This is a genomic window from Bradyrhizobium sp. 23AC (genome assembly GCF_054863025.1).
On record NZ_JAVAYN010000003.1, the window covers coordinates 511,605 to 535,225 of the forward strand.

The window sequence follows — 23,621 nt, forward strand, 5'->3', positions numbered from 1 at the left end:
TCAGCACCCCTTGAAATCCGGCTTGCGCTTGTCGGCGAATGCCTTGCGGGCTTCCCGGTAATCGTGACTGTTGGAGGCGCCATCGATCATCGCCTGGGCCAGAAGGCCGCCGTCCACCATGGCTGCGTCGTTGAGGATGTATTTTGCGCCAGAGATCGAAAGCGGCGCTTTATCCGCAATCTGCGCAGCGAGGCTCGCGGCGTCGTGAAGTGGATCATCGGAGATGCGATCCACCAGGCCGATCTTCAGCGCCTCCCGTGCGCCGATCCTTTCGGCCGTGTAAAGGATGCGCTTGGCGTTGGTCATCCCAACCAGGGACAGCAGCCGTCTGGTGCTGCGGACACCGTAGACGATCGACAGGTTCGCTGCCGGAATGCCAAGTGAGGCAGTCGGTGCCGCAAAGCGGAAATCGCAGGCCATCGACAGATGGCAACCGCCGCCGAGACAATACCCGGAAATGACCGCAATCACCGGCTGCGGAACACCGGCTATTGCATCGGAACAGGAATCGACCGCCAGTTCATAAGCCGTGCTCGCCGCCGCATCCGCCCGGACTGCATCGAATTCCGACACATCGGCGCCGACGCTGAAGCTTTCGCCGGCGCCGGTCAGAGTGATAGCCCGGACCTCGCGGTTGGCCCCCAACTCCCTGAAGATCGCGGCCATTCCCCTCCACATCGCAAGCGTCATAGCATTGCGCACATGGGGACGATTGATCGTAACCATCGCTACGGGGCCATCCAGAGTGCAACTGATGTCGGACACGGCGTTACCTTGAGATTTCATCCGAACGTTCATGCGTCAGCGACGCTCTGCCTCTCGACTTGCATGCGGAATTCATCGAAGAACTGTGCGGCAAGCTTCTTGGCGGTTGAATCAACCAACCGCGCTCCGAGCTGAGCGAGCTTTCCTCCAACTTTTGCTTCAGTATAGTACGAAAGCAGGGTGCCGCCGGGCACATCTTCAAGCTGAACTTTCGCCGTCCCGGCGGCGAAGCCAGCGATGCCGCCCTGCCCTTCGCCGGCTATGGTGTAGCCGACCCGCGGATGGATATCGAACAGGCGAACCTTGCCCTTGAACTTGGCCTTGATCGGCCCGACCTTGATCACCGCGGTGGCGATGAACTCGTCGTCTACCGTGCGCTCCAGCTCCTCGCAGCCGGGAATGCACTCTTTGAGAACGAGCGGGTCGTTGAGCGCCTGCCACACCTGCTCGCGCGGCGCCTTCAGCTCGATCTTTCCGAACATGTCCATCAGACTATCTCCCGCTCAACGGCGACCGTGTGACCACGTACGTGAAGTGGTGCGACGACCGCCTTCAATCGGTCCGGCAGCGGTACCGGGCGCTTCGAGGCGCGGTCGACATAGACATGGACGAAGTAGCCTTGCGCACATGCCTCATCCTCGTCGTCCGTGAACAGGGCGATCTCGTAGGTGATGCTGGTATTGCCTTGCCGCCCGACCCGCAACCCCACATGGACGACTGACGGAAACGAAATCTCCCTGAAGTACCGGCATTTCGTCTCGGCAACCAGGCCGATGACGTGGCTGCGCCGCACGTCGAGAAATCCCTTCTCGATCAGATACTGCCCAACGGCGGAATCGAATAGCGCGTAGTACACCGTGTTGTTGAGGTGGCTATAGGCGTCATTGTCCATCCAGCGCGTCGTCATCAACTGGAAGTGCGCGTACTCGGCGCGACGGTGGGGTTTGGCACGTTCAGTCATAATGCCCCGCTGTAGATCGCACGCGCATCGTCGAGCGACACTTCGCGCGGGTTATTGACCAAAAGGCGCTGCTGCTTCATCGCCTCCGCCGCCAGTTGAGGCACATCGTTGTCGGATATCCCGACGTCGCGCAGGCGCGTCGGCAGCCCGAGTTGCATCGGCAGTTTCGACAGATAGTCGATCAAGGCCGCGCTGCGCTGCCGCGCGCCACCCTTTTGCTCCGGAAGCAGGACGTCGGCGATCTCCGCATAGAGTAACTCCGCCGCAACCGCGTTGAAACGCAACACGCCGGGCAGAACCAACGAATTGGACAAGCCGTGCGGGACGTGAAAGCGGGCGCCGACCGGATAGGCCAGAGCGTGGACGGCCGCAACCGGAGCATTTGCGAACGCCATTCCGGCCAGCATCGACCCGAGCAGCATGGCTTCTCTCGCGTCGAGATTTCCGCCGTTGGTGCAAGCCTCGTGAATGTTGCCGCCCAGCAGCCGCAGGGCCTCGCGTGCAAGACAGTCAGAGACCGGATTCTTCGATCGCTTCGACGTATAGGCCTCGATCGCGTGCACCATAGCGTCGATGCCGGTCGCAGCCGTGACCGCTGGCGGCAAACCGAGGGTAAGTTCGGCATCCAGCACGGCCCAGTCCGGCAGCAGCACCGGCGACACCACACCCTTCTTTTCGTTCTCGCCGGTCGTGACGATCGAGATGGGCGTGACCTCCGAACCCGTCCCGGCCGTGGTCGGTGCAAGGATCAGCGGCAAGCGAGGACCCTTCGCAAGTCCCACACCATAGACGTCCGAGAGGCGCTCCCTGCCGACGGCAAGCAGAGCCACCAGCTTGGCGGTATCCATCGAGCTTCCGCCGCCGATGGACACTACGCCGTCGACCTTGGCGGCCAGCGCTTTCTGCACGCCCGCCATGACGACATGTTCCGGCGGATCCGCCTCGACGTCGGTAAACATCGTTACGCCGACACCCGCGCGTTGGAGGCCTTCGAGGCCAGGCTTCAGCAGCCCGGCAGCCGCGACGCCGGGATCAGAGACCAGCAGCACCGAGCGACAGCCCAGGCCGGCCGCCAGTTCGCCGATGCGCGCGGAGCTGCCTGTCTCCACAAGCGACGATTTTGTTGATTGAAACGTGAAACCTTGCACGCCGAATTGTTCCCTTGGCCAACCGCGAAGTCACTTGCATAAGTGAACTACTTTTGCAGAAGCGTGTCAACCTTCTTGGCGACTGAGGGCGCCCGCGCGTTGCGAAGCGACATTTTGGAACGGCCGGCGATCTCGCCCACGATTCCCTTGCGGAACATCAGTACGCACAGCATGAAGATGGCGCCGATCAAGATCGGAATCTTGGTCGACAAGTCGATCGTCAGGCCCATGACTTTGATGACGCCGACATCGGCCAGGTAGCCCTCCAACGCCACAATGAAGCTGGCCCCCACGATGGGACCGACGGCGGTGCCGAGACCTCCGAGCAGGCACATGAGGATGACATTGCCGGACTGGGTCCAGTGCGCATCTGGCAAAGAGGCGAGGCCAAGAGTCTGTGCCTTCAATGCGCCGGCGAGCGCAGCAGCCGACGCCGAAATCACGAACGCCATCAGCTTATAGGCGCGGCAATCATAACCGAGCGACACCGCACGCGGCTCGTTGTCGCGGATCGCGAGTAGCACCTGCCCGAACGGCGCCTCCATCAACCGCTGCAAGCCCCAGATGGCACCGGCGACCGAGACGAGCACGAAAGCGTACATCACGAGGTCGTTGTCGAGTGGCAACAGACCGAGGAGCCGGCCGCGGGGAATCCGCTGCAACCCATCCTCGGCTCCAGTGAACGGCGCCTGTAGGCAGAAGAAGTAAACCATCTGCGCCAGCGCTAGCGTGACCATGGCGAAGTAGATGCCTTGGCGGCGGATCGCCATGCCCCCCATGACGAAGCCGAGCGCTGCTCCGACAAGAAGAGCAAGTCCAACGGCCAGCTCGGGCGTGACGCCCCAGACCTTGAGCGCGTGGCCAGCGACATAGGCGCCGAGGCCGAAAAAGGCCGCATGACCAATCGAGAGCAGCCCGACGTTGCCGGTGAAGAAGTTGAACGAACAGGCGAATAGGGCAAAGGCGAGACATTTCATGAGGAAGAGCGGATAGAAGCCGCCGAACGGCGCAGCCGCGCCGACAATGAGAACAGCAAGGAGAACTGCGGTAGATGTGCGCATATCAGGCCTCCCGGCCCATGAGGCCGGCGGGCCGCAGCAGCAAGATTGCCGCCATCGCGATGAAAACGACGGTCGACGACACTTCCGGATAGATCACTTTTGAAAGTCCTTCCAATACGCCGAGCGCGAGGCCCGAAAGGATCGCGCCTGACAGCGATCCAAGCCCGCCGATCACGACGACGGCGAAGGTGACGATGAGGAGATTGGAGCCCATCGCCGGTTGCACCTGATAGAGCGGCGCGGCAAGCACGCCGGCGAAGGCGGCGAGAGCCGCACCGAGTGCGTAGGTCACTGTGATCATGACCGGAACATTGATGCCGAGCGCCTGGACCAGGCGCGGGTTCTCGGTGCCCGCGCGCAAGTAGGATCCGAGCTTCGTCTTCTCGATCAGCAGCCAGATGGCACCGCACATCGCAAGCGATGCTGCAACGATCCACAGTCTGTAGACCGGAAGCCGCATGAAGCCGAGATCGACGAAGCCGCGCAGCGCGGACGGAACAGGATAAGGCCGGCCGGCGGCGCCGTAGATGTCACGGAATATGCCCTCGAGAAAGATCGCGAGCCCGAACGTGAACAGAAGGCTGTAGAGGTGATCAAAACCGGCGAGTCTGCGCAGGAACAGCCGCTCGATCGCGGCGCCGAACAATCCGACGCCGATCGGCGCGATGGCCAACGACCACCAATAATCGATTCCGAACGCCTGCAGGAGCAGAAGGCCGCCGAACGCGCCCATCATATAGAGCGCGCCGTGCGCGAAATTGATGACGTTGAGCAGGCCGAAGATGATTGCGAGGCCGAGGCTAAGCATCGCATAGAAGCAGCCGTTGACAAGGCCGATCGTGACCTGACCAAGCAGTACCTGCAAGGGGATATCGAACATAGACACCATCTCTAGATACCAAGGACCTGATCCACGGCGTCGGCGTTGCCGTCGAGCTCGTCTCGCGTGAGCTGCATGACGACCTCTCCGCGCTCGACGACGAGGAAGCGGTCGGCCAGCGGCTGGGCGAAATACTTGTTCTGTTCGACCAGCAGCACGGTGTAGCCTAGCTCTTTGAGGCGGATGACGAGGTCGAACAACCTGTCTACGATAACCGGCGCAAGGCCTTCGGAGATCTCATCGAGCAGCAGAATGCGCGCGCCGCTGCGCAGAATCCTGGCGATCGCCAGCATCTGCTGCTCGCCGCCGGACAATCTCGTTCCCTGCGCGCGACGCCGCTCGGCCAGGTTCGGCAGCAGCTCGTAGATTTGCTCGAGCGACATGCCACCCTCGCGCTGCTTCGGCGGCAGCATGAGATTCTCCTCGCAGGAGAGGCTCGAGAAGATGCCGCGTTCTTCGGGGCAGTAGCCGATGCCGAGCCGCGCCACGAGATGCGATTTCATCCCGATCGCTTCGCGCTGATGCACCATGATGGATCCGGTGCGGCGGTCTACCAGGCCGACGATGGCGCGTAGCGTCGTGGTCCGCCCGCTGCCATTGCGCCCGAGCAGAGCGACGATCTCGCTCTGCCTCAGCGACAGGTTCATGCCGTGAAGAATGTGGGATTCCCCATACCAGGCGTGCAGATTGTGCACGTTCAGCGCGGCGGCGCCGGTGTGGATCTCGTTCGTCACGATGCGTGCGCCTCCCCACGCGAGCGGCCGCGACGGTGCTTCGAGCCGAGATAGGCCTCGACCACCTCCGGATTGCCCGCAATCTCCTGATAGGCGCCTTCGGCAATGATCTCGCCGCGCCGTAGCACGGTGATGGTGTCGGCCACCTGAGCGACCATCTTCATGTTGTGCTCGACCATCACCACAGTGCGGCCCTGCGCCGCCCGCCGGATCAGTTCGGTCACGCGATCGACGTCCTCATGGCCAAGCCCCTGGGTGGGTTCGTCCAGCAGCATGACTTTCGGATCGGCCGCGAGCGTGGTGGCGATCTCCAGCGCCCGCTTGCGACCATAGGACAGATCGCCGGCGCGCTCGCGCGCAAAGCTCTCGAGTCCCACCTGCGCCAGCAGCCCGCCTATTCTATCTTCCCCGAAGGTCTCGGCCTTGTCGCCGGACCAGAAACGCAGCGGGGACAGCACTGGACGTTGCAGCGCAAGCCTGACGTTGTCGGCAACCGAGAGATTCGCGAACACGGCCGAAATCTGGAATGATCGCACGAGGCCGCGCGCGGCAAGCTGATCGGGCCGCAAGGCAGTCACGTCCTCGGATTCGAAGCTGATCCTGCCGGAGGAGAGCGGTAGGAATCGCGTGAGCAGATTGAACACGGTGGTTTTGCCCGCGCCGTTCGGCCCGATCAATGCGTGAATGCTGCCGCGCCTGATCTTCAGATTGACCCCCGCAACCGCAACGAAACCGCGAAACTCCTTTCGCAGGTTCTGTGCTTCGAGAACGCAATCGTTCGGCGCAGCATGACTGCGCTCGGCCCGGCTCATCCCGCGCTTCCTCATCTGATTTCTGGATCCTGGCGCTGCGTGCCATCACGCAGCATCGAGGTCACTTGACAAAACCATATCAAATTAGTCTAGTTATGCAAGTTAAAAATCGAAAGAGCTGTTTCGGACGATTCCGAAGCCAAAAGGAGGGAGCAATGGGATTGATCTATCGGTTCGGGCTGGGCGCCGTACTCACATTGGGGGCGGTCGGCCCGTCCCTTGCACAGACGGCGGGGATTTCGGACGGCGTCGTGAAGATCGGCGTTTTGACCGACATGTCCGGCCAGTTCTCGCACGAGTCCGGCGAGGGCTCGGTCACCGCGGTGAAAATGGCGGTCGAGGATTTCGGCGGCAGCGTCCTCGGCAAGCCCATCGAGGTCACGGTGGCCGATCACCAGAATCGCAACGAGGTCGCGATCGCAAAGGCCCGCGAGTGGTACGACGTCGACAAGGTCGATTTGATCGCCAACCTGATCAACTCCTCCATCGCGCTCGCCGTCACCAATGTGGCGAAGGAGAAGGGGCGCATCGCCATCGTCAATGGCTCCGGCACCTCACGGCTGACGGGAGACTCCTGCACGCCGAACAGCATTCACTACGCCTATGACACCTACGCGCTTGCGCAGGGCACGGGCAAGGCGCTCATCAAGGAAGGTCTGAAGTCGTGGTACTTCCTGACCGCCGACTACGCCTTCGGACATGCGCTCGAGGCCGACACCAGCGCCGTAGTCAAGGCCAACGGCGGCAACATCGCAGGTACGGTGCGATATCCCATCGATACCAACGACCACGCGGCGTTTTTGCTCCAGGCCCAGGCATCGAAGGCCAACGTCGTGGCGATCGCGGGGTCGGGCACGGTTTTCATCAACGCGCTGAAGTCGGCGCGAGAGTTCGGCGTTACGCAGACGCTGGCCGGCCTTCTGGTCTGGATCACCGACATCCATTCGATGGGACTGCGGTCCGCGCAGAGGCTGGTCTTGACCAACGCCTTCTACTGGGATCGCGACGACGAGACACGCGCCTTTGCCAAGCGGTTTTTTGCCAAGATGAAGCGCATGCCGCACATGGGCGATGCCGGCGACTATTCGTCGACCATGCATTACCTCAACGCCATCAAGGCCGCCGGCACCGACGACGCAAAGACGGTGATGGCCAAGATGCGCGAACTTCCGGTCAACGACTTCTTCGCCAAGAACGGACACATCAGGGAAGATGGCCGCTTCGTCCACGACATGTATGTCTACGAGGTCAAGAAGCCCGAAGAATCCAAATACGAGTGGGACTATTACAAACTGCGGGCGGTCATCCCCGGTGACGAAGCCTTCAGACCGCTTTCCGAAAGCAAGTGTCCGCTTATCCAGAAATAGCTAGTCCTCCCAGACTTCAGCCGGGCAATGCCCGGCTGCTTTTTTTGCCGCCAAAGCGGTCCGGATTGTAACGCATGCGATATTGCATCGCGTGTGCCTGTATGGGGATCTTGCACTCGTCGCATATCACGGTCGGCGTGAAATCGTGACCGCAATCGGTGTGGGTCAGGATCAGCGGCACCTTCCCCTTGGATCTCCACTTGTCACCCCAGGCCATCATTGTGATCAGGGGACCATATAGATCGAACCCCATCGGCGTCAGGAGGTACTCGAAGCGATCCGGTCCGCTTTGGTACATCCTCTTCATGAAGATTCCGCGCTCCACGAGCCGCGTAAGCCGATCGGACAAGATATTGGGCGCGATCCCGAGCTCGGACTGGAGCTTATCGAATCGCCGCGCCCCAAAGAACGCTTCCCGGATCACCAGGAAGCTCCAGCGGTCCCCGATGACCTGCAGAGCGCGTGAGACTGAGCTCGGTCTGCCTCGATTGAACTGTTCATCATCGGATGACCGGCGCGAGCGCTTGGTCGGCTCGACACAGACAAGCCCTGCGCTGGGGCCATCGTGATAGGTGACGTGCCGCGCCGTCACCTTGTTCAGACAATGGGAGCACGCAACGAACGGCTTGCTCACCTTGGCGCAATCGGCATGCACGAGTTGCAGGGGAACGCCATGGTTCTCGGAGAGCCACTTGTCCCCGAACTGCATGAGAGCCATGAAAGTCGGGTAGAGATCTATGCCCGATCGAGTCAGGCGGTATTCGACCCAGCTCGATGTCTCGGAATACTCGATCCGCTTGAAGATTCCCTCAGACACGAGGCGTTGCAGCCGGTCCGTCAGGGTCGCTCTCGGGATATGCAGCATCGAGCGGAATTCTTCGAAACGACGGGCTCCGAAAAACGCCTCTCTGATTACGAGGAAGGTCCACGCATCGGACAGGATGATGACAGTACGCGCGACCGAGCAATTTCGCTCCCGGAGGCCGGGCATTCCCTTGGACTTGCTGGCCGGCCGAGTCTTTCGCGCGCTTGGGCTGCTGACGGGGTTCGTGCGAGCCAAATAATCGCTCCGACGCTGCAAATCGCTCTGGTCCCTCTTCGGCTGAAGCGAGTGCTTCGAAATGGCCGGAAAAGTCAACTCGTTGCTCGAGACACAACTAGACTACAAAATGCCAGTTCACAACGGCAGAATGTCGGCCGCAGGCGGGCCCGGGTCTCTCTTCGCCGACTGAGCCCTCCGGTCCAGCTGTTCTTGATGATCGGAACGCTCCAGCAAACGTGCTTGAAAGCCCCGGGAAAGCTTGTCATCTAGTTCGGATCTCAACCGGGATGGCGGTACAGCCACATAATCAGCCGCGACGCCGGGGGTCGCAAACAAGCAATGCCGACCCGCGGCCAAGGACAAGGTTCCGAAGTCTGAGACGACGCGGCCGGCTCCCTCATCCTGCCAGCAGCATGTCGGCGCCTTTTTCGGCGATCATGATCGTCGGCGCGTTCGTGTTGCCCGAGCTGATCATGGGCATGATCGAGGCATCGATCACGCGCAGTTGCTCGACACCGCGAACACGCAGCGCCGGATCGACCACCGCATCGTCGTCCGCACCCATCCGGCAGGTGCCAGCCAAGTGGTAGCACGTCCCCGCAGTCGTGCGTAGATATTGCTCCATGTCCTCGCGGGATCGTCGCGAAGGGCCCGGCTCCTTCTCGCCGGTCACCCGCGACGAGATCTTCGACTGGCTCATAATGTCTCGAATGCGATCGAGCCCTGCGAGTATCACGCCCACGTCGCGCGGGTCGGCGAGATGGTTGCTCTCGATTCGACCCCTTTTGCGTGGATCAGCGGATTCGATCCGTACCCGTCCGCGGCTATAGGGCCTGCACTGCAATGCAGAGGCGGTGATACCGGGATCGTCGTCAATCGTGACCACACCGCCTGGATGGAGTGTAAACGAGAGGGGGCGCATGACGATCTGCATATCGACGCGTTCCAGCTCTGCGGCCGAGCGGCAGAAGGTGGTGACTTGCGCGAGTGTGGTCGTTGCCGCCCCCCGTCCGGTGATGAACCACTTCAACATCTCAAACGCCATGCGCGGGCGACTGCCCATGAGGGCATTCAGACTGTCGCCATTTTTCCGGCTGTGCTCGCCGTCGCCGAGGAGCGGCAGAGCACCGGCCTCGAGGCGCTTCGAGCCCTTGTCGCCGGGATCGAGGCTGCGGCACTTGTCGGCGCCTGGGCGCTACCCTCCCATTACCGCAAAGGCTTCCATACGACCGCGACGATCGGCTCTTTCGGCGCCGCCGCAGCTGCTGGCTGCCTCATGAACCTGGACGAGCGGCAGATGACAATGGCGCTGGGGCTAGCCGGCACGCAGGCCGCGGGACTCAAGTCGATGTTCGGGTATATGGCCAAGCCGTTTCACGCCGGCAAGGCCGCCTCGAATGGCGTACTGGCGGCAAGGCTCGCGGCCGCGGGCGTCACCGCGCATGAGGATGTCATCGCAGCCGAACAGGGTTTCATACAGACGCTGAGCGAGAGTTCTATTCCGCCGACGTTCGAAGCTCCTGGCCGTGGCATCAACATTCTCGATACGCTCTTCAAGTACAACGCCTCCTGCTATCTCACGCACTCCGCGATCGAGGCCGTACGTAGCATCCGCGAACGAGGCGTCCCGGCCTCGTCAATGCATTCGATCGAGATCCATGTCGGTTCAGCCAGTCTTGGTGTCTGCAATATTGAAGCTCCCTCGACCGGCCTCCAAACCAAGTTCAGCTTGCGCCACACCGCGGCATTGTCCGCCCTCGGATACGACACCGCGGCAATTGACACCTATTCGGATGCAAACGCCGTCGATCCCGTGGTGGTCGAACTGCGAAAGCGTGTCAGCGTCTTGGGAGATTACAAGGACGGCTCGGGAGCGCACGTAGTCGTCAGGACCGCGGACTCGGATATCCATCAAGAGATCGACGTCGGCATACCGAAATCGGATATGGACCTGCAAGGGTGCCGTTTGCGCGAGAAGTTCAGAAGCCTCGCGGCACCGGTACTCGGGCTTGCACGAGCCGAACGGCTTGCGGAAGCGATCGAAGGGATCGACCTCCTGAATGACCTGTCGTCAATGCATGCCGAGATCGCCGCGCCCTAACGCGATCGTCGGAGACGAGAGCGGCAGACGACACGCCCAACAATCCTACTTGTCGTTAATGTCGGAGCGCTCCCGGCATATTTCCGGGGCTCCGGCATCCGACGTCTCACGGCATTCAAGCGAAGCCGCCGCGTCAAGACGCATCATCCAGGATCAACGCCGCCCCCTTTTCGCCGATCATCATGGATGGCGCATTCGTGTTGCCGGAAGTTATCGTTGGCATGATCGAGGCATCCGCTACCCGCAGGCCCCCGACGCCATTCACTTGCAACCGGGAATTGATTACCGCGTTATCGCCAGAACCCATCGCGCATGTGCCGACGGGGTGATACATCGTTCCTCCGTGCGAACGCACGAAGCCTTCCAGTTCGGCATCATCGGCGATATTGAGCTGCTCGGACGGCGCCAAGCGATGCACGAGGATTTCCCTGATCTTGGGCGTCTCATAGATCCGGGCGACCAAGCGCAGCGCCACCATCAGTGCGGTCAAGTCATCACGATGCGAAAGATAGTTCGCCCGGATGACCGGAGCATCGGCAGGATTTGGCGATTTCAGCATGACTGTACCGCGCGACTTCGGGCGCAAGTAGGCGACAGATGCTGACCAGCCGGGGAAGTCATGCAGCCCGCTCGGCTGTCCGGTCACCATGGACTGTGATGAAAAGGCACGGAAGCCGATCTGAACGTCGGGAGTCTGGGCATCGGATAGGGCGCGGCAGAATATGTACGCCGAGCTGGCTCCGGTCGTCAAAAGACCTCGTCCAGACAGAAAATAACGCAGAATGTGAGGAAGGAGCCTCCACCCACCGGTTTCGCCGTTGAAGCTGTAGCCTCTGCGCACCTCGTGAACCCAATGAACATACATGTGGTCTTGCAGATTGGCACCGACCCCTGGCGCGTCCCGGACGACCTCTAGTCCGTGTTCTCGCAGATGCTGCGCGGGGCCGATACCGGACAACATGAGCAGGTGAGGCGAATTGATCGCTCCGGCACAGACCACAATTTCGGCACGGGCCTGGACCTGACTTGTTTCACCGTCGCGGCGAAGCTGTACGCCTGTTGCGCGCCCTTCCGTAACGAGGATCTTTTCCACAAGCGTATCCGTCCAGACCGCCAGATTGCTCCGACGTCTGATCGGTGCGAGATAGGCGGTCGCCGCGGTGTGACGGCGGCCCCGCTCATCGATGTTATGGTCGATCCAACCCACCCCCTCCTGCACCTGGCCATTGAAATCGCCATTCAATGGCAGCCCCGCCTCGATACCGCCTTCGATAAACGCTCGCGTAGCGCGATAGATCGAGCTGCCGGCTGGCTGCCTTTGACGCGTTCCCGTGACGCGCATCATGCCGCTTCCGCCATGCAGCGAACTTTCTCCGCCCCAGTAACTTTCAAGCTTGCAATAGTATGGAAGCACCTCGTCCCATGACCAACCACGAGCGCCCAGGCTTTCCCACAGGTCGTAGTCTGCAGGCTGGCCTCGAACGACTGCCATACCATTCACAGCGCTGCAGCCGCCCAGCACTCGACCTCTGGGCCAATAGACCATCCTTCCGTTGAGCTCTGGCTCCGGTTCTGTGAAGTACGGCCAAAGGAGGTTCGGACTTGCCAAAACTTTCTGCATGCCGGCAGGTACGTGGATCCACATGCTGCGGTCGGCGGGACCGGCCTCCACGAGCAGAACAGAGCGTTTTGGATCAGCCGACAGCCTGTTCGCGATGACGCAGCCGGCGGAGCCAGCGCCGATGACGATGTAGTCGAATGCTTTCGGCATTGCTTCGCACCAATGAGAAATAGTCAAGAACACCTGATCGGCGCTCTATCGTCGCAAAGCCCGGCGCTTGGTCTGGCTTTCTGGGAAATGAGATGCCGAAAGCTCATGGATGCCAGGCGGCCCGGATGCGCAAGCATAGCTTACCGATCGGGGCTGATGATGCGTGAGACCAGATATCACATGTGTGATCGTTTGCCGCCTCCAGAGCCAACCTCCTTGCCGACGACATCCACGTTGCGCAGTTTCGACAGCATCGTCACCAAAAGACAGAAACGACAACGGAGGAAATATGCAGTCCAAATCGCTCACAACCGCCTGCATAGCGTTGACCTGGGCCATCGCTTGTTGTGCGCCTGAAGCGTTCGCCCAAAAGAAATATGACCCCGGTGCAACTGACACCGAGATCAAAGTGGGCAACATCATGCCGTACAGCGGACCTGCTTCGTCCTACTCGCTGATTGGCCGGACGCAGGCCGCCTATTTCCAGAAGGTCAACGACGAAGGCGGTATCAACGGACGCAAGCTCGTTTTCAATTCGTATGATGACGCCTACAGCCCGCCGAAAGCGGTCGAACAGGCACGCAAGCTCATTGAGAACGATGAAGTTTTGTCGATCTTTTCGCCGTTGGGAGGCCCGTCAAATCTGGCGATACAGAAATATCTTAATTCCAAGAAGATTCCACAGCTCTTCGTTGCTACTGGCACCACACGATGGGGCGATCCAAAGCACTTCCCCTGGACGATGGGATTTCAGCCGAACTACCAGAGCGAAGGTCGCATTTATGCGAAAGACATTCTTCAGAACCATCCAAACGCCAAGATCGCCGTGCTGTGGCAGAACGACGACACTGGACGAGACCAAGTCAAAGGGCTGCGAGACGGACTGGGCGACAAAGCCAGCATGATAATTGCTGATGCGTCGTTTGAGGTGACAGACCCGACGATCGACTCGCAAATCGCAAGGTTGAGAGACGCGGGGGCCGATATTTTCGTCTACTGGGGCATACAAAAGGCCGCAGCACAAGCGATCCGCAAGATCGCCGAGCTACGCTGGAAGCCCGTGTTTTACCTGAGCAGCACCTCAAGCTCGATTGGGACTGTTCTCCAACCGGCCGGATTTGAGAACTCGATTGGGATCATCTCGGCAGGTTATCTGAAAGATCCGACAGATCCCGACATGAAGACTCACCCGGACGTCCTGCGATATCATGCCTTCTTGGACAAGTATCTGCCACAAGTCGACAAATCCAACAACACGGCGGTCTACGGATATGCTTCTGCGGAGTTGATGGTCGAGGTTCTGCGGCGATGCGGTGATAATCTTACCCGCGAGAACGTCATGAAGCAGGCGAGCAGCCTCAAGCAGCTCAAGATCGAGATGCTCCTTGATGGCATCACCGTCACCACTGGTCCCGATGACTTCTTCCCGATCGAACAGATGCAGCTGATGAAGTTCGATGGCCAGAGGTGGAAATTTATGGATGGGCTGATCGACGGTGCGGTCGGTAGTACAAAAGGGGATTGATGGAAGGTGGCGACCGCGTTAGTGAGCCTCCAGGCTCGCGGAGTGCGTCACCCGCATTCTCCGCTTCCGCAAGCATCCATCGGCCCCTACCAACTTTAAAGCAGGATCCGGAAACGCGAAGCGGTTTTCCGGAGAGTTCATGCGCAAACGAAACCTAAAGCGCGACATCGCGCTTTAGGCGGCGAACTGGCTCACATATTTGATAGTCTGAAACTCCTGCAGGCCTTCTATGCCACCTTCGACCCCGATGCCGCTGTCCTTGTAGCCTCCAAATGGAGTTTCGGGCAGCGATGCCTGCCAGTGATTCACGATGACGTTGCCGCTCTGGATCGCTTCGCAGGCAGTTGCTGCATTCCGCATATCATGCGTCATTACGTAGGACGCGAGCCCGAACGGAAGTCGATTGGCGAGGCGTATTGCGTCCTCAATGGTCTGGAATGGCGCAGTGGCCGCGAGCGGACCGAACGGCTCAACGTTCGACGCCATGCAATCATCATCGACATTCGAGAGGACCGTGGGACGATAGAAGAAGCCTCGATCTCCGCAGCGGCGACCGCCGGCGGACACGGCGATGCCGCGAGCGTGCGCATCTTCGACGAAACGTTCCATGCTCTCGATGCGACGCACATGCGCCAGCGGCCCCATCTTGGTTCGCGGGTTCAGGCCATCGCCAACCACGATAGCTTCGGCGAGTTCGGACAACTTCGCTGCGAAGCGGTCGTGGATCGTTTCATGCACGAAGAACCGAGTCGGCGACGTGCACACTTGGCCGGAGTTGCGGAATTTCGCTGTTGCGGCGGCGACGGCAGCGAGTTCGGGATCGACGTCGCCGAAAATCAGGACGGGCGCATGCCCTCCGAGCTCTAAAGTCATCCTCTTCATGGTCTGCACAGCCAACGCCCCGACTTGCTGTCCGACCTGAGTGGAGCCCGTGAACGTCACACCCCGCGTGACCGGCGACTCCAATAACGCCTGCGAAATCAGCCGGGGAGCACCGAAAACAACGTTGAGAACGCCCGCCGGAAGGCCGGCGTCCTTCAGTGCGGCAGCGATCGCAAGGGCCGTTGCAGGTGTCTCTTCGGCCGGCTTGATGATGACTGAGCAGCCCGCGGCGAGCGCGCTGGAGATCTTCCGCGCGGGCGTAATTGCGGGCGCATTCCAGGGGGCGAAAGCCGCAATCGGCCCTAGAGGCTCGCGGATCGCGATCTGCTGGATGGCGCGATTGCGCGAGGGGATCACCCGTCCGTAGGCGCGGCGTCCCTCCTCCGCGTTCCACACGAACATGCCCGCAGCCGTCTCGACCTCGACGCGAGATTCCGCGATCGGCTTTCCCAATTCCAACGTGATCAGACCGGCGATCTGGTCAGATCGCTCCTGGATCAGCACGGCGGCGCGCTGCAGGATACGACTGCGATCGATTGCAGGCATCCTGCTCCACGTGTCATGCCCACGCGCCGAGCTCGCCAACACCTCTTCGAGATCGGCCGCGCTTGCGTGCGGCAGATCCCCGAGCCCCAAGCCCGTCGCAGGATTCAACACTGTTTCTGCGGCGCGACCTTCGCCGTCACGCCAATGACCGTCGATGAAAAGTTTAAGCGCTGGATAGTCAACCATCTCGTATCTGCCAGTTCAGGACGACGCGGGCCCGGCAGCGCCCGCAGATCGCCGACGCGCGCCGCACATTACTTCGACGCGCTGACCAGGGGACAATGGCCGTCCTTGATCGGACGGAATGCCTTTTCTCCGGAAACGGTGTCCAGGATCTTGTAATAGTCCCACGGATATTTGGACTCGTTGGGTTGCTTGACCTGCAGGAGGTACATGTCGCGGATTACGCGGCCGTCCTCACGGATCGAAGCATTGACAGTGTAGAAGTCGTTGATTGGGAGCTTCTTCATCTCTGCCACCAGCGCGGCCCCCGATTCGCTCTTGGCCGCGTCGATGGCTTTCAGATAGTGAGTGACTGCTCCATAGACCGCGGCCTGGAGACTGCCGGGAGCCTTCCCATTGAAGCGAGCCATGAATCGCTTACTCCATTCGCGGGTCTTGTCGTTCATGTCCCAATAGAAGCTGTCGGCGAAGATCAGTCCCTTGGCACTGGGAAGGCCCAGCGCGTGAATGTCAGGCAGGTTCACCAGCAAAGCAGCAATGCTCTGGCCAGCCGTCGTGAGGCCGAACTCGTTGGCTTGCTTCAGAGCATTCATCATGTCAGCACCCGCGTTAGCGAGCCCGACGACCTGGGCCTTTGAAGCCTGTGCCTGCAGGAGATAGGACGAGAAGTCGGACGAATTGATCGGGTGTTTGGCAGAGCCCAGAACAGTGCCGCCATTGGCGAGCACGACCTTGGAGGCTTCTGCCTCGAGCGCCTGACCGAAGCTGTAGTCGGCCGTGAGGAAAAACCAGCTCTTCAGCCCCTTCTGCACCAGCGGCGCTGTCGCGACGTTCGCCAACGCGTAGTTGTCGTACGCCCAGTGCACTCCGTTCGGCGAACAGGCCTTGCCAGTCAACTCGGGCGTCCCAGGACCGGTGGCGAGCAGCACTTTGTCTTTCTCGCGAGACAGTTGCTGGACGGCGAGCGCTACGCCTGACGATACCACTTCGGTGATCGCATCGACGCCCTCGGTGTCGTACCAGCGGCGCGCAATTCCGAGGCCCACATCGGCTTTGTTTTGGTGATCCGCCGAAATGATCTCCACCGGCATACCGGCGACCTTGCCGCCGTAATCCTCTATCGCCATTCTGGCGGCCAGCACCGAGCCTGCGCCGACGTTATCGGCATAGGGCCCCGACATATCAGTCAGCACACCGATCTTAACCGTGCCCTTGGCAATCTCGGCCGATGCCGACGAGACAAGCGATAGGGCCGCCAAGGTTACGAGCAACGTCTTCGCCTTCACAGTGTTCTCCCTGTTGAATTTGCGTTGAATTGAACTACTTCACGGCGCCGAGGACCGGCAGCAGATATTTGATGAACGCGTCGGGGTCCTCGCTCATCGGAAAGTGCCCAAGGCCCTTCATGATAGTCACGCTGCTGCCTTTGACGCTTTTCGCAACGGCGAGCGTTTCCTCGGGCGTACAGGAATAGTCGTATTCGCCGGACAGCAGAAACAACGGGCACTTCGACGTATCGATCTGCGCGACGCGATCGCGAATATCGCCATCGAGTTTGTAGAAGAAGAGGTCACCCTTGAACACGCCTGGTCCGCCCTGCATGTAGTGCCACAGCGTCTCCCAACGATCGCCCTCCGGCGCATCTGGACCGACAAGGCCGGATACGATGGCAGCGCAGACCTCGCCCCCGTGCACGTCGGGACGATGCAGAAAATTCAGGTCGTAATAGGGGTCTACATGGGCACCCGCCTGCAAGCCGATGATCGCCCGGAAGCGCTCGGGATGGTCCAGCGCGAGATGCAGCACGATGCGTCCTCCGATCGAGCATCCCATCACGATGGGCTTGTCGAGTTCGAGGGCATCGGCAACGGAGAGGATCATTTCGGCATATTGTGCCGAAGTGAGCTGATACTCTTCGTTCTGCCAGCCTACCGGCGGCGAGGACTTGCCATGCCAAGGCATATCGAAGGCTATCACGCGATGCTTGGCCGTCACCTGCTCATCATTCATCAGCGCGCGATACTGACGGCCGTCGGCGCCGGCGGTGTGAAGGCACAGCAACGGCGTGCCCTGGCCCGCCTCTTCGATATAAAGGCGATGCTCGCGGCCAAATAGCTCGAGATGCAAATAGCGGCCGATGGTGGCCTCGAAACCTGCTGTCATGCTGCCTCTCCCGACGCGCGCAGCTTGACCAGCGCTTCCTTGAAGTAACGCAGATTGGCCATGAAGACTTGCAAGTTGCCTTCTGCCTTCAGGGTACGGCGCTTGATCAACGCCATCAAATCGTGAGATCCTGGCTGCGGCCTCGCGCTCCAGAACTTGGCCCACTCCTCCTCCGGGGCGCGTAACGCGAAGGTCCAGGAAGGCATCACGAATGGGCCACGAACGATTGAAACGACCTTGCCCTCCCCGATCGCAATCAGCCACGCGGTCGGACCGACCTCAAGCAGAAAGGTGGTCGACAGGAAACGCCCTCGCCTGACGAGGTTCTCGTCAGCATTGACCTTGTTTTTCAGGTCTTCAATCATGTGTCCTCCCGTGGGCAAGCGCGACCAACGCGTCTACAGCCATCACGCCCTCGCCCGCCTGTTTGACGATCAGCGGATTGATTTCGGCATCCACCACGACCACGCTCTCGTCGGCGGCAAGCTGCGACATCGCAACGACGGCCTGCGCCAACGCATCTATATCGCCGGGAGGTTTGTTGCGGAACCCTTGAAAAATCCGGCTGATCGATAGTTCCGATATCATGTCGCGTGCGGTATCGAGATCGACCGGTGCCAGCCTGATACTGCGGTCACGATAGATCTCAGTGTAGATGCCGCCTGCCGCCAGTAGGACTATGGGACCGGCCTCGGGATCAACACGGTACCCGAGCAACATCTCGCCAAGTCCCGATGTCATCGGTTGCACAAGCACCTGCCGTACTGCGACCTCAGGATGCCGCGTCTTCACGCTCTTGGCGATCTTGTGCATCGCCGCCCTGAGTTCGGCTTCGCTTCCAACATTCAGGACGACCCCCCCCACTTCCGTCTTGTGCGCGATGTCCGCGGACAACAGCTTAACGGCGACTGGATATTCGAAGGGGAGCGCGATGGGTAGCGCCGTGTCGACATCGACGGCAGCTGCCGGAGCATGGGGCACTCCAAACCTCCCCAGGAGCGCATAAGCCGCCATTTCATCGAGCTGCTTCGTCGAAGTGTGAGCGATCGACGGCGGGTTTGCAAGCGCGGTCGGCTGACGGCGTAGCAACGCCGCGCTCACCGCATCGGCGCAGGATTCAGGTGTGCGGAAGTTGGGCACTCCAGCGTCCGCCAGCATGTTCAGGGCTTGAGGGGCCTCAGGGACCAGGAACGCAACAAGCGGCTTGCTCGAAGACGCACTGTCGATGACCGGCTTGACGGCGAGCTCCGGCTGAAAGCGGGCCGACGAGCCGATCACCGCGATGACTGCATCAAATTCCGGGGCCGATAGCATGGTTTCGAGCGCGGCCTTCATCACGTCGTAGCGCGTACCGGCTAGAGTAAGGTCCGTGATGCGCTCATGGTTGGCCTTGACGCCGGCCATGCCTAAGCGGCTAAAGGTTGCGTCACTGGGCTTGACGACGTCGATCCCTTTCATCGACAGCTCGTCGACCACCATGGCCGCACCACCACCCGTCGTGGTCACTACGCCGACGCGCGCGCTGCGTGAGACCGTCGGACGCGCCGGCAAACGCTGTAAAAGCGGCAGTGCTTCCAATAAAGTCTCGAAGTTGAATACCCGCGCAATGCCGCAATCGGCGAGGAAGGCGTCGGCGACGTCATCCTCTCCCGCAAGTGCGCCGGTGTGAGAGAGAGCAAGTTCGGCGGCCGCGGCCGAACGCCCAAGCTTATAGGTGACGATCGGCTTGCCGCGCGCGGCGGCATCAAGTGCAAAACGCCTTAGATCCTGGGCATGACGGATGCTCTCGAGAAATAGCACGTATCCACTGATGGCGGGATCATCGAGTGTCGCCGAACAGATTTCGCCGAGGCTCAGGTCGATCTCGTTCCCGACCGAGACGAGACCCGCGAAGCCGATGTTGCGCGCCTTCCCGCGTGATATCAGACCGCCGAGCAGACTACCGCTGTGGGACGCCACGAACATACCGCCGCGCGGCAGATCCGGCTCTGCGAACGCCGCATTAGCAGTGATGATGGTCTTGTGGTGCAGATTGATCGCGCCGAGGCTCGAGGGCCCGAGGATGCGCAGGCCAGTATCGGCACAGAGCCTTTGCAGCCGCACGACAAGCTTCTGGCCCTGCTCGCCGCCTTCGGAGAAGCCCGACGCCAGAATGGTTGCTACGCGAACGCCGACACGCGCACATTCCGCTGCGACCTCGACGGCGTCCTCTGTCGGCGTCAAGATGAACGCATGATCCGGTACCGAGGGCACATCGGCGAGGGACGACCAAGCCCGTTCGCCCAGAACGGTATCGCGGCGCGGATTAATCGGGTAAACGGCGCCTTCATAACCGGCTCGCCGCAGATACTGCAAAGGACGGGCTGACGTCTTCGAGACATCGTCCGACGCTCCGATCAGAGCAATGCTGCGAGGCGCCAGGAGCGCCTGCGCAAGTGCAGGTCCGGTGTTGGTGTCAACTCGCACGTTCCACCTGCCCGCGCTGATCGAAACGGCGGTCAAACACCGCTTCCGCGATTCTATTCTTCAATATTTCCGTCGATCCACCGGCGATCATCCAGCCGCGGGTGCGGCGCATGCAATATTCCGCAAGCGATTCCTGACTGTAGCCGAGGCCGCCCATGATCTGCACGGCCTCGTTGGCGACCTGAAAGCCTGCTTCATTGCAGGCGAGCTTGGCAATGGCGGTTTGATACGCTGATGGCAATCCTTCGGTGACGTTTGCCGCGCGATAGAGCAGCATCTGAGCAGATTCGAGCTTCAACGCCATTTCGGCAAACTTCCATTGCAGCCCCTGGAACTCGCAGAGCTGACGGCCGAATTGCTTGCGAACCGACGCATGCTCTCGCGCGAGATTGAAGGCGTAACGGCCAAGCGCGAGCGATCGCGCAGAGTTGCCAAGCCGCTCCACATTGAAACCGGCGATCTGCTTCTTGAAACCGCCGACCCCAAGCAGCACGTTGCGCTTGGGAATACGGCAGTTTTCAAAATAGAGTTGACTCCACTGCTCACCGCTCATGAAGGAAGACGGCTTGCCGACGGTGAAGCCCGGCGTATCCCGCTCGACGATGATCGAGCCGATGCCGTTTACGCCGCTACCGAAGCGGACGTAAACGAGATAGATGGCCGCGTCAGGGCTATGGGTGCCGAATACTTTGCTGCCATTGATGACGTAATCGTCCCCATCCAGCGTCGCAGTGGTCTTTAGTTCAGTGACGGCTGAGCCGGCATCAGGCTCGCTCATGCCGAGACTGATGCAGATGTTACCTTTGAGCAAATCTGGCAGCCAGCGGCTCTTCTGTTCCGCAGAAGCATACTCCACAAAAGTCCGGATCGGGCCGAAATTGCCGGCCTGCACCACGTCGGCGCTGCGTGGACAGACCGATGCCACCTGCTCGATCGCGATCACGCAATCGAATAGCGTGCCGCCCTGGCCGCCATCCTCCGGATCGAAGGAAATGCCCATCAGGCCCTGCTTTCCGAGCAAACGCGCGACCTCACGCGGGAAATGTGGATCGTGGGCGCGATCCAAGACTCCGGCCTTCAAATTGGACTCGGCGAACCGACGGACTGACTCTGCGAACGCCTGCTGTTCTTCGTTAAGCTCAAAATTCATGTGTAGGGTGACCTGCCCGGGGATGGAGCCTGTTTCTCAGCCCAGCCTTTGACCTACAACTATCAATCAGTTATGACTGCATTACATTAAGTAATGATAGCGGACAAATGATCCCCCCGCTCAATCCGTTGCACGTATTCGACGTAGCGGCCCGCCATCTCAGTTTTACTCGGGCCGCGGAAGAGTTGCGCGTCACGCAACCGGCAGTGAGCCGGCAGATCTCCACCTTGGAGACATTTCTCGGCGTTCGCCTGTTCGAGCGAGACAAGCAGTTATTGCGCCTGACCTCTGAGGGCGAAGAGTATCAACGGCAGGTCGCGCCAGCCTTCCAGATCATCGCTCAAGCTACGGCGGGCTTGACGGCGACGCGGAAGGCTCAGCCCTTGAGGATCCGGGTCTACACGACATTTGCCGCCAAGTGGCTAATTCCAAGACTCTCGTCATTTTACGTAAGCTACCCGCAGATCAAGCTGGACATCAGCAATGCTGTCGCTCCGGTCGATTTCGAGAAGGACAAGATCGATCTTGCGGTTCAGTTCGGTGCCGGAGGCTGGCCGGGGGTCGAAACGAGGTTGCTATTCAAGGATGTGATCCAGCCGGTGTGCAGTCCAAAACTCCTGAAGCGTACGCGGTTGGTGGAGCCTGGCGATCTCCGCAAGGTACAATTGCTTCATTCCCATTATCGCCGCACAGATTGGCCCGATTGGCTTATGGCAATCAAGCGGCCGGATCTCCTTGCCGATCCCGGCATCAGTTTTCAGAGTTCGGTCCTGACCTATCAGGCTGCCGTCGAGGGCGTCGGAGTGGCGATGGGACAATTATTACTACTGCGGAACGAAATCCAAGATGGCGCCCTGATCCCATTGTTCGACGCCCCCCTCGAGCGTCCGATGGCTCACTATCTGGCCTGGCCCAAGAACCGCCTGCTCGGCCGAAAGGCGCGAAGCTTTGTCCACTGGCTGAAGGGTCAGGTCGCGGATTTCCTTTCCGAGCAGCCGTAGGCTTGCGCAGGGCAGAAACAATCGGGCACGCCGCCAAGCTGATCTGCCGCTTCAAGTTGCGCAGCGGAGGGTCATGGCAGTCAGGCTTCGGAGCAATTCATCGAGGTGAGCTTGATCGCGCGCCTCATGCTTGGCGGCAATCGCGAAGTTCAAGATAGCGTCGGTAAGCTGGTGGACGGTCATTCCAGACGCGCGGATATTCCCTTTTTTCGGTGCCAGCAGCTTCTCGATGATGGAACGGTACTCCTCGTAGCACTCGGCGATCACCTTTCGACTTTCGGCGCTCATGCCGTCTATGATTTCCGCAGCATGGGGTGAGGCGTGAAGCATTGCATAGGGGCGCCGCGCCACATGCTCGAAGACGATGCCGAGCTGCTTGCGCAAGTCATTGCATCCTTCCAGTTCACGCTCGGTCTCCTTGAGCGCTCGATGCATGAAGAGGCGGATCGTCGCGAACAGCACCGCATCCTTGTTGGAGAAAATGTTGTACAGCGTCTGCCGCGCAACTCCGGCTTCCAGTGCAATGTCATTCATGCCCGTCCGCTTCACGCCGTAGCGCGTGAACATGCGGGCCGCAGCCTCGCAGATCTCGATCGGATGATCACTTCCATGGCGGCTTGAAATCTCTCAGGAAGGAGGCCAGCGGTATCGAGCCGACTGCTCTTGAGTATTCGCTCGTGGTAACCGTCGAGGTAAAGGCCTCCGCATGAGAGCTTTTTTTCCAATAGGCTTATTCCGAACACTCTCCAAAAAAAGAAGACCGGCATTCTAACACGAAAGCCGGTCCAAGTGTCGGGAGGAGATGATTTCCGTCGGAAGGGAGATATAATCCGAACCGGCATCACACACCCTGGTAGAAGCTGTAGATCAAGGCGCTTGGGATCGCCATCTTGATTCAGATCTGGATGGCAAACATCACAAATGCAATACTCGCGGATGGGGTCTGAGGCTCAACGATCGTCTCGAATGCTGGATATCTGGCAACAGGCCTTGACCGCTGCAGCGTGACGGCGATCGCAATCCGCCTGTTCCACAACCACACGCCTCAAGCCGATCGCCTCTC

22 protein-coding genes are annotated in these 23,621 nt (G+C 60.3%); 4 read left to right on the top strand and 18 right to left on the bottom strand.

Annotated features, from left to right (window positions below):
• From RAD10_RS10765 to RAD10_RS10800, 8 genes are read right to left on the bottom strand one after another with little or no spacing between them, the layout of a single operon-like run.
• Nucleotides 1–798 (bottom strand): enoyl-CoA hydratase-related protein, encoded by a 798-nt coding sequence (locus RAD10_RS10765; RefSeq protein WP_461617436.1) that lies wholly within the window; start codon nucleotides 796–798, stop codon nucleotides 1–3.
• Entirely contained in the window at nucleotides 795–1,253 is a 459-nt protein-coding gene (locus tag RAD10_RS10770) for an SRPBCC family protein (protein WP_461617437.1), read from the bottom strand. Before RAD10_RS10770 ends, RAD10_RS10765 begins: the two co-directional genes overlap by 4 nt.
• On the bottom strand, nucleotides 1,253–1,726 hold the full coding sequence (locus tag RAD10_RS10775) for an acyl-CoA thioesterase (RefSeq protein ID WP_461617438.1): 474 nt from the start codon (nucleotides 1,724–1,726) through the stop codon (nucleotides 1,253–1,255). The genes RAD10_RS10770 and RAD10_RS10775 overlap by 1 nt, the downstream gene beginning before the upstream one ends.
• A complete protein-coding gene (locus RAD10_RS10780) occupies nucleotides 1,723–2,874 on the bottom strand; it encodes an iron-containing alcohol dehydrogenase (RefSeq protein WP_461617439.1) in 1,152 nt (383 codons plus the stop codon). The genes RAD10_RS10775 and RAD10_RS10780 overlap by 4 nt, the downstream gene beginning before the upstream one ends.
• A gap of 47 nt (nucleotides 2,875–2,921) precedes the next feature.
• Entirely contained in the window at nucleotides 2,922–3,935 is a 1,014-nt protein-coding gene (locus RAD10_RS10785; RefSeq protein WP_461617440.1) for a branched-chain amino acid ABC transporter permease, read from the bottom strand.
• A 1-nt stretch (nucleotide 3,936) separates the two neighbouring features.
• Nucleotides 3,937–4,824, bottom strand: coding sequence for a branched-chain amino acid ABC transporter permease (locus RAD10_RS10790; RefSeq protein WP_461617441.1), 888 nt, complete (start codon nucleotides 4,822–4,824; stop codon nucleotides 3,937–3,939).
• Nucleotides 4,825–4,826: 2 nt separating this feature from the next.
• Nucleotides 4,827–5,552: an ABC transporter ATP-binding protein gene (locus RAD10_RS10795; RefSeq protein WP_409411122.1), complete on the bottom strand. Its 726-nt coding sequence runs from the start codon at nucleotides 5,550–5,552 to the stop codon at nucleotides 4,827–4,829.
• A complete protein-coding gene (locus RAD10_RS10800; protein WP_210286567.1) occupies nucleotides 5,546–6,361 on the bottom strand; it encodes an ABC transporter ATP-binding protein in 816 nt (271 codons plus the stop codon). Before RAD10_RS10800 ends, RAD10_RS10795 begins: the two co-directional genes overlap by 7 nt.
• Nucleotides 6,362–6,516: 155 nt before the next feature.
• Here RAD10_RS10800 and RAD10_RS10805 point away from each other — a divergent pair, with 155 nt between their 5' ends.
• Complete coding sequence (locus RAD10_RS10805; RefSeq protein ID WP_461617442.1) at nucleotides 6,517–7,728, top strand: ABC transporter substrate-binding protein; 1,212 nt, start codon at nucleotides 6,517–6,519, stop codon at nucleotides 7,726–7,728.
• Between the two features lie 16 nt (nucleotides 7,729–7,744).
• On the opposite strand, the gene RAD10_RS10810 is transcribed toward RAD10_RS10805, so the two are convergent.
• Nucleotides 7,745–8,788: a winged helix-turn-helix transcriptional regulator gene (locus tag RAD10_RS10810; protein ID WP_461617443.1), complete on the bottom strand. Its 1,044-nt coding sequence runs from the start codon at nucleotides 8,786–8,788 to the stop codon at nucleotides 7,745–7,747.
• Between the two features lie 379 nt (nucleotides 8,789–9,167).
• Nucleotides 9,168–9,803 carry a GMC family oxidoreductase gene (locus RAD10_RS10815; RefSeq protein ID WP_461617444.1) on the bottom strand — a complete coding sequence of 212 codons (636 nt, stop codon included), beginning with the start codon at nucleotides 9,801–9,803 and terminating at the stop codon, nucleotides 9,168–9,170.
• Between RAD10_RS10815 and RAD10_RS10820 the strand changes: the two genes are divergently transcribed.
• Nucleotides 9,750–10,871 (top strand): MmgE/PrpD family protein, encoded by a 1,122-nt coding sequence (locus RAD10_RS10820; protein WP_461617445.1) that lies wholly within the window; start codon nucleotides 9,750–9,752, stop codon nucleotides 10,869–10,871. The genes RAD10_RS10815 and RAD10_RS10820 overlap by 54 nt on opposite strands.
• 133 nt (nucleotides 10,872–11,004) lie before the next feature.
• On the opposite strand, the gene RAD10_RS10825 is transcribed toward RAD10_RS10820, so the two are convergent.
• A complete protein-coding gene (locus RAD10_RS10825; protein WP_461617446.1) occupies nucleotides 11,005–12,642 on the bottom strand; it encodes a GMC family oxidoreductase in 1,638 nt (545 codons plus the stop codon).
• A gap of 289 nt (nucleotides 12,643–12,931) precedes the next feature.
• Here RAD10_RS10825 and RAD10_RS10830 point away from each other — a divergent pair, with 289 nt between their 5' ends.
• Nucleotides 12,932–14,167: an ABC transporter substrate-binding protein gene (locus tag RAD10_RS10830; RefSeq protein WP_461617447.1), complete on the top strand. Its 1,236-nt coding sequence runs from the start codon at nucleotides 12,932–12,934 to the stop codon at nucleotides 14,165–14,167.
• Between the two features lie 174 nt (nucleotides 14,168–14,341).
• Here RAD10_RS10830 and RAD10_RS10835 read toward each other — a convergent pair whose 3' ends face one another.
• From RAD10_RS10835 to RAD10_RS10860, 6 genes are all read right to left on the bottom strand, one after another.
• A complete protein-coding gene (locus RAD10_RS10835; RefSeq protein WP_461617448.1) occupies nucleotides 14,342–15,781 on the bottom strand; it encodes an NAD-dependent succinate-semialdehyde dehydrogenase in 1,440 nt (479 codons plus the stop codon).
• A 68-nt stretch (nucleotides 15,782–15,849) separates the two neighbouring features.
• The gene (locus RAD10_RS10840; RefSeq protein ID WP_461617449.1) at nucleotides 15,850–17,064 is read right to left on the bottom strand and encodes an ABC transporter substrate-binding protein; all 1,215 of its coding nucleotides are present in this window, start codon (nucleotides 17,062–17,064) and stop codon (nucleotides 15,850–15,852) included.
• A gap of 34 nt (nucleotides 17,065–17,098) precedes the next feature.
• On the bottom strand, nucleotides 17,099–17,941 hold the full coding sequence (locus RAD10_RS10845; protein ID WP_461617450.1) for an alpha/beta fold hydrolase: 843 nt from the start codon (nucleotides 17,939–17,941) through the stop codon (nucleotides 17,099–17,101).
• A complete protein-coding gene (locus RAD10_RS10850; RefSeq protein WP_461617451.1) occupies nucleotides 17,938–18,306 on the bottom strand; it encodes a hypothetical protein in 369 nt (122 codons plus the stop codon). The genes RAD10_RS10845 and RAD10_RS10850 overlap by 4 nt, the downstream gene beginning before the upstream one ends.
• The gene (locus RAD10_RS10855) at nucleotides 18,299–20,443 is read right to left on the bottom strand and encodes an acetate--CoA ligase family protein (RefSeq protein WP_461617452.1); all 2,145 of its coding nucleotides are present in this window, start codon (nucleotides 20,441–20,443) and stop codon (nucleotides 18,299–18,301) included. Before RAD10_RS10855 ends, RAD10_RS10850 begins: the two co-directional genes overlap by 8 nt.
• Entirely contained in the window at nucleotides 20,397–21,557 is a 1,161-nt protein-coding gene (locus RAD10_RS10860) for an acyl-CoA dehydrogenase family protein (RefSeq protein ID WP_461617453.1), read from the bottom strand. The genes RAD10_RS10855 and RAD10_RS10860 overlap by 47 nt, the downstream gene beginning before the upstream one ends.
• 107 nt (nucleotides 21,558–21,664) lie before the next feature.
• Between RAD10_RS10860 and gcvA the strand changes: the two genes are divergently transcribed.
• Nucleotides 21,665–22,558: a transcriptional regulator GcvA gene (gcvA, locus tag RAD10_RS10865; protein ID WP_461617454.1), complete on the top strand. Its 894-nt coding sequence runs from the start codon at nucleotides 21,665–21,667 to the stop codon at nucleotides 22,556–22,558.
• Nucleotides 22,559–22,609: 51 nt separating this feature from the next.
• Here gcvA and RAD10_RS10870 read toward each other — a convergent pair whose 3' ends face one another.
• The gene (locus tag RAD10_RS10870) at nucleotides 22,610–23,182 is read right to left on the bottom strand and encodes a TetR/AcrR family transcriptional regulator (protein WP_461617510.1); all 573 of its coding nucleotides are present in this window, start codon (nucleotides 23,180–23,182) and stop codon (nucleotides 22,610–22,612) included.
• Nucleotides 23,183–23,621: the final 439 nt, after the last annotated feature.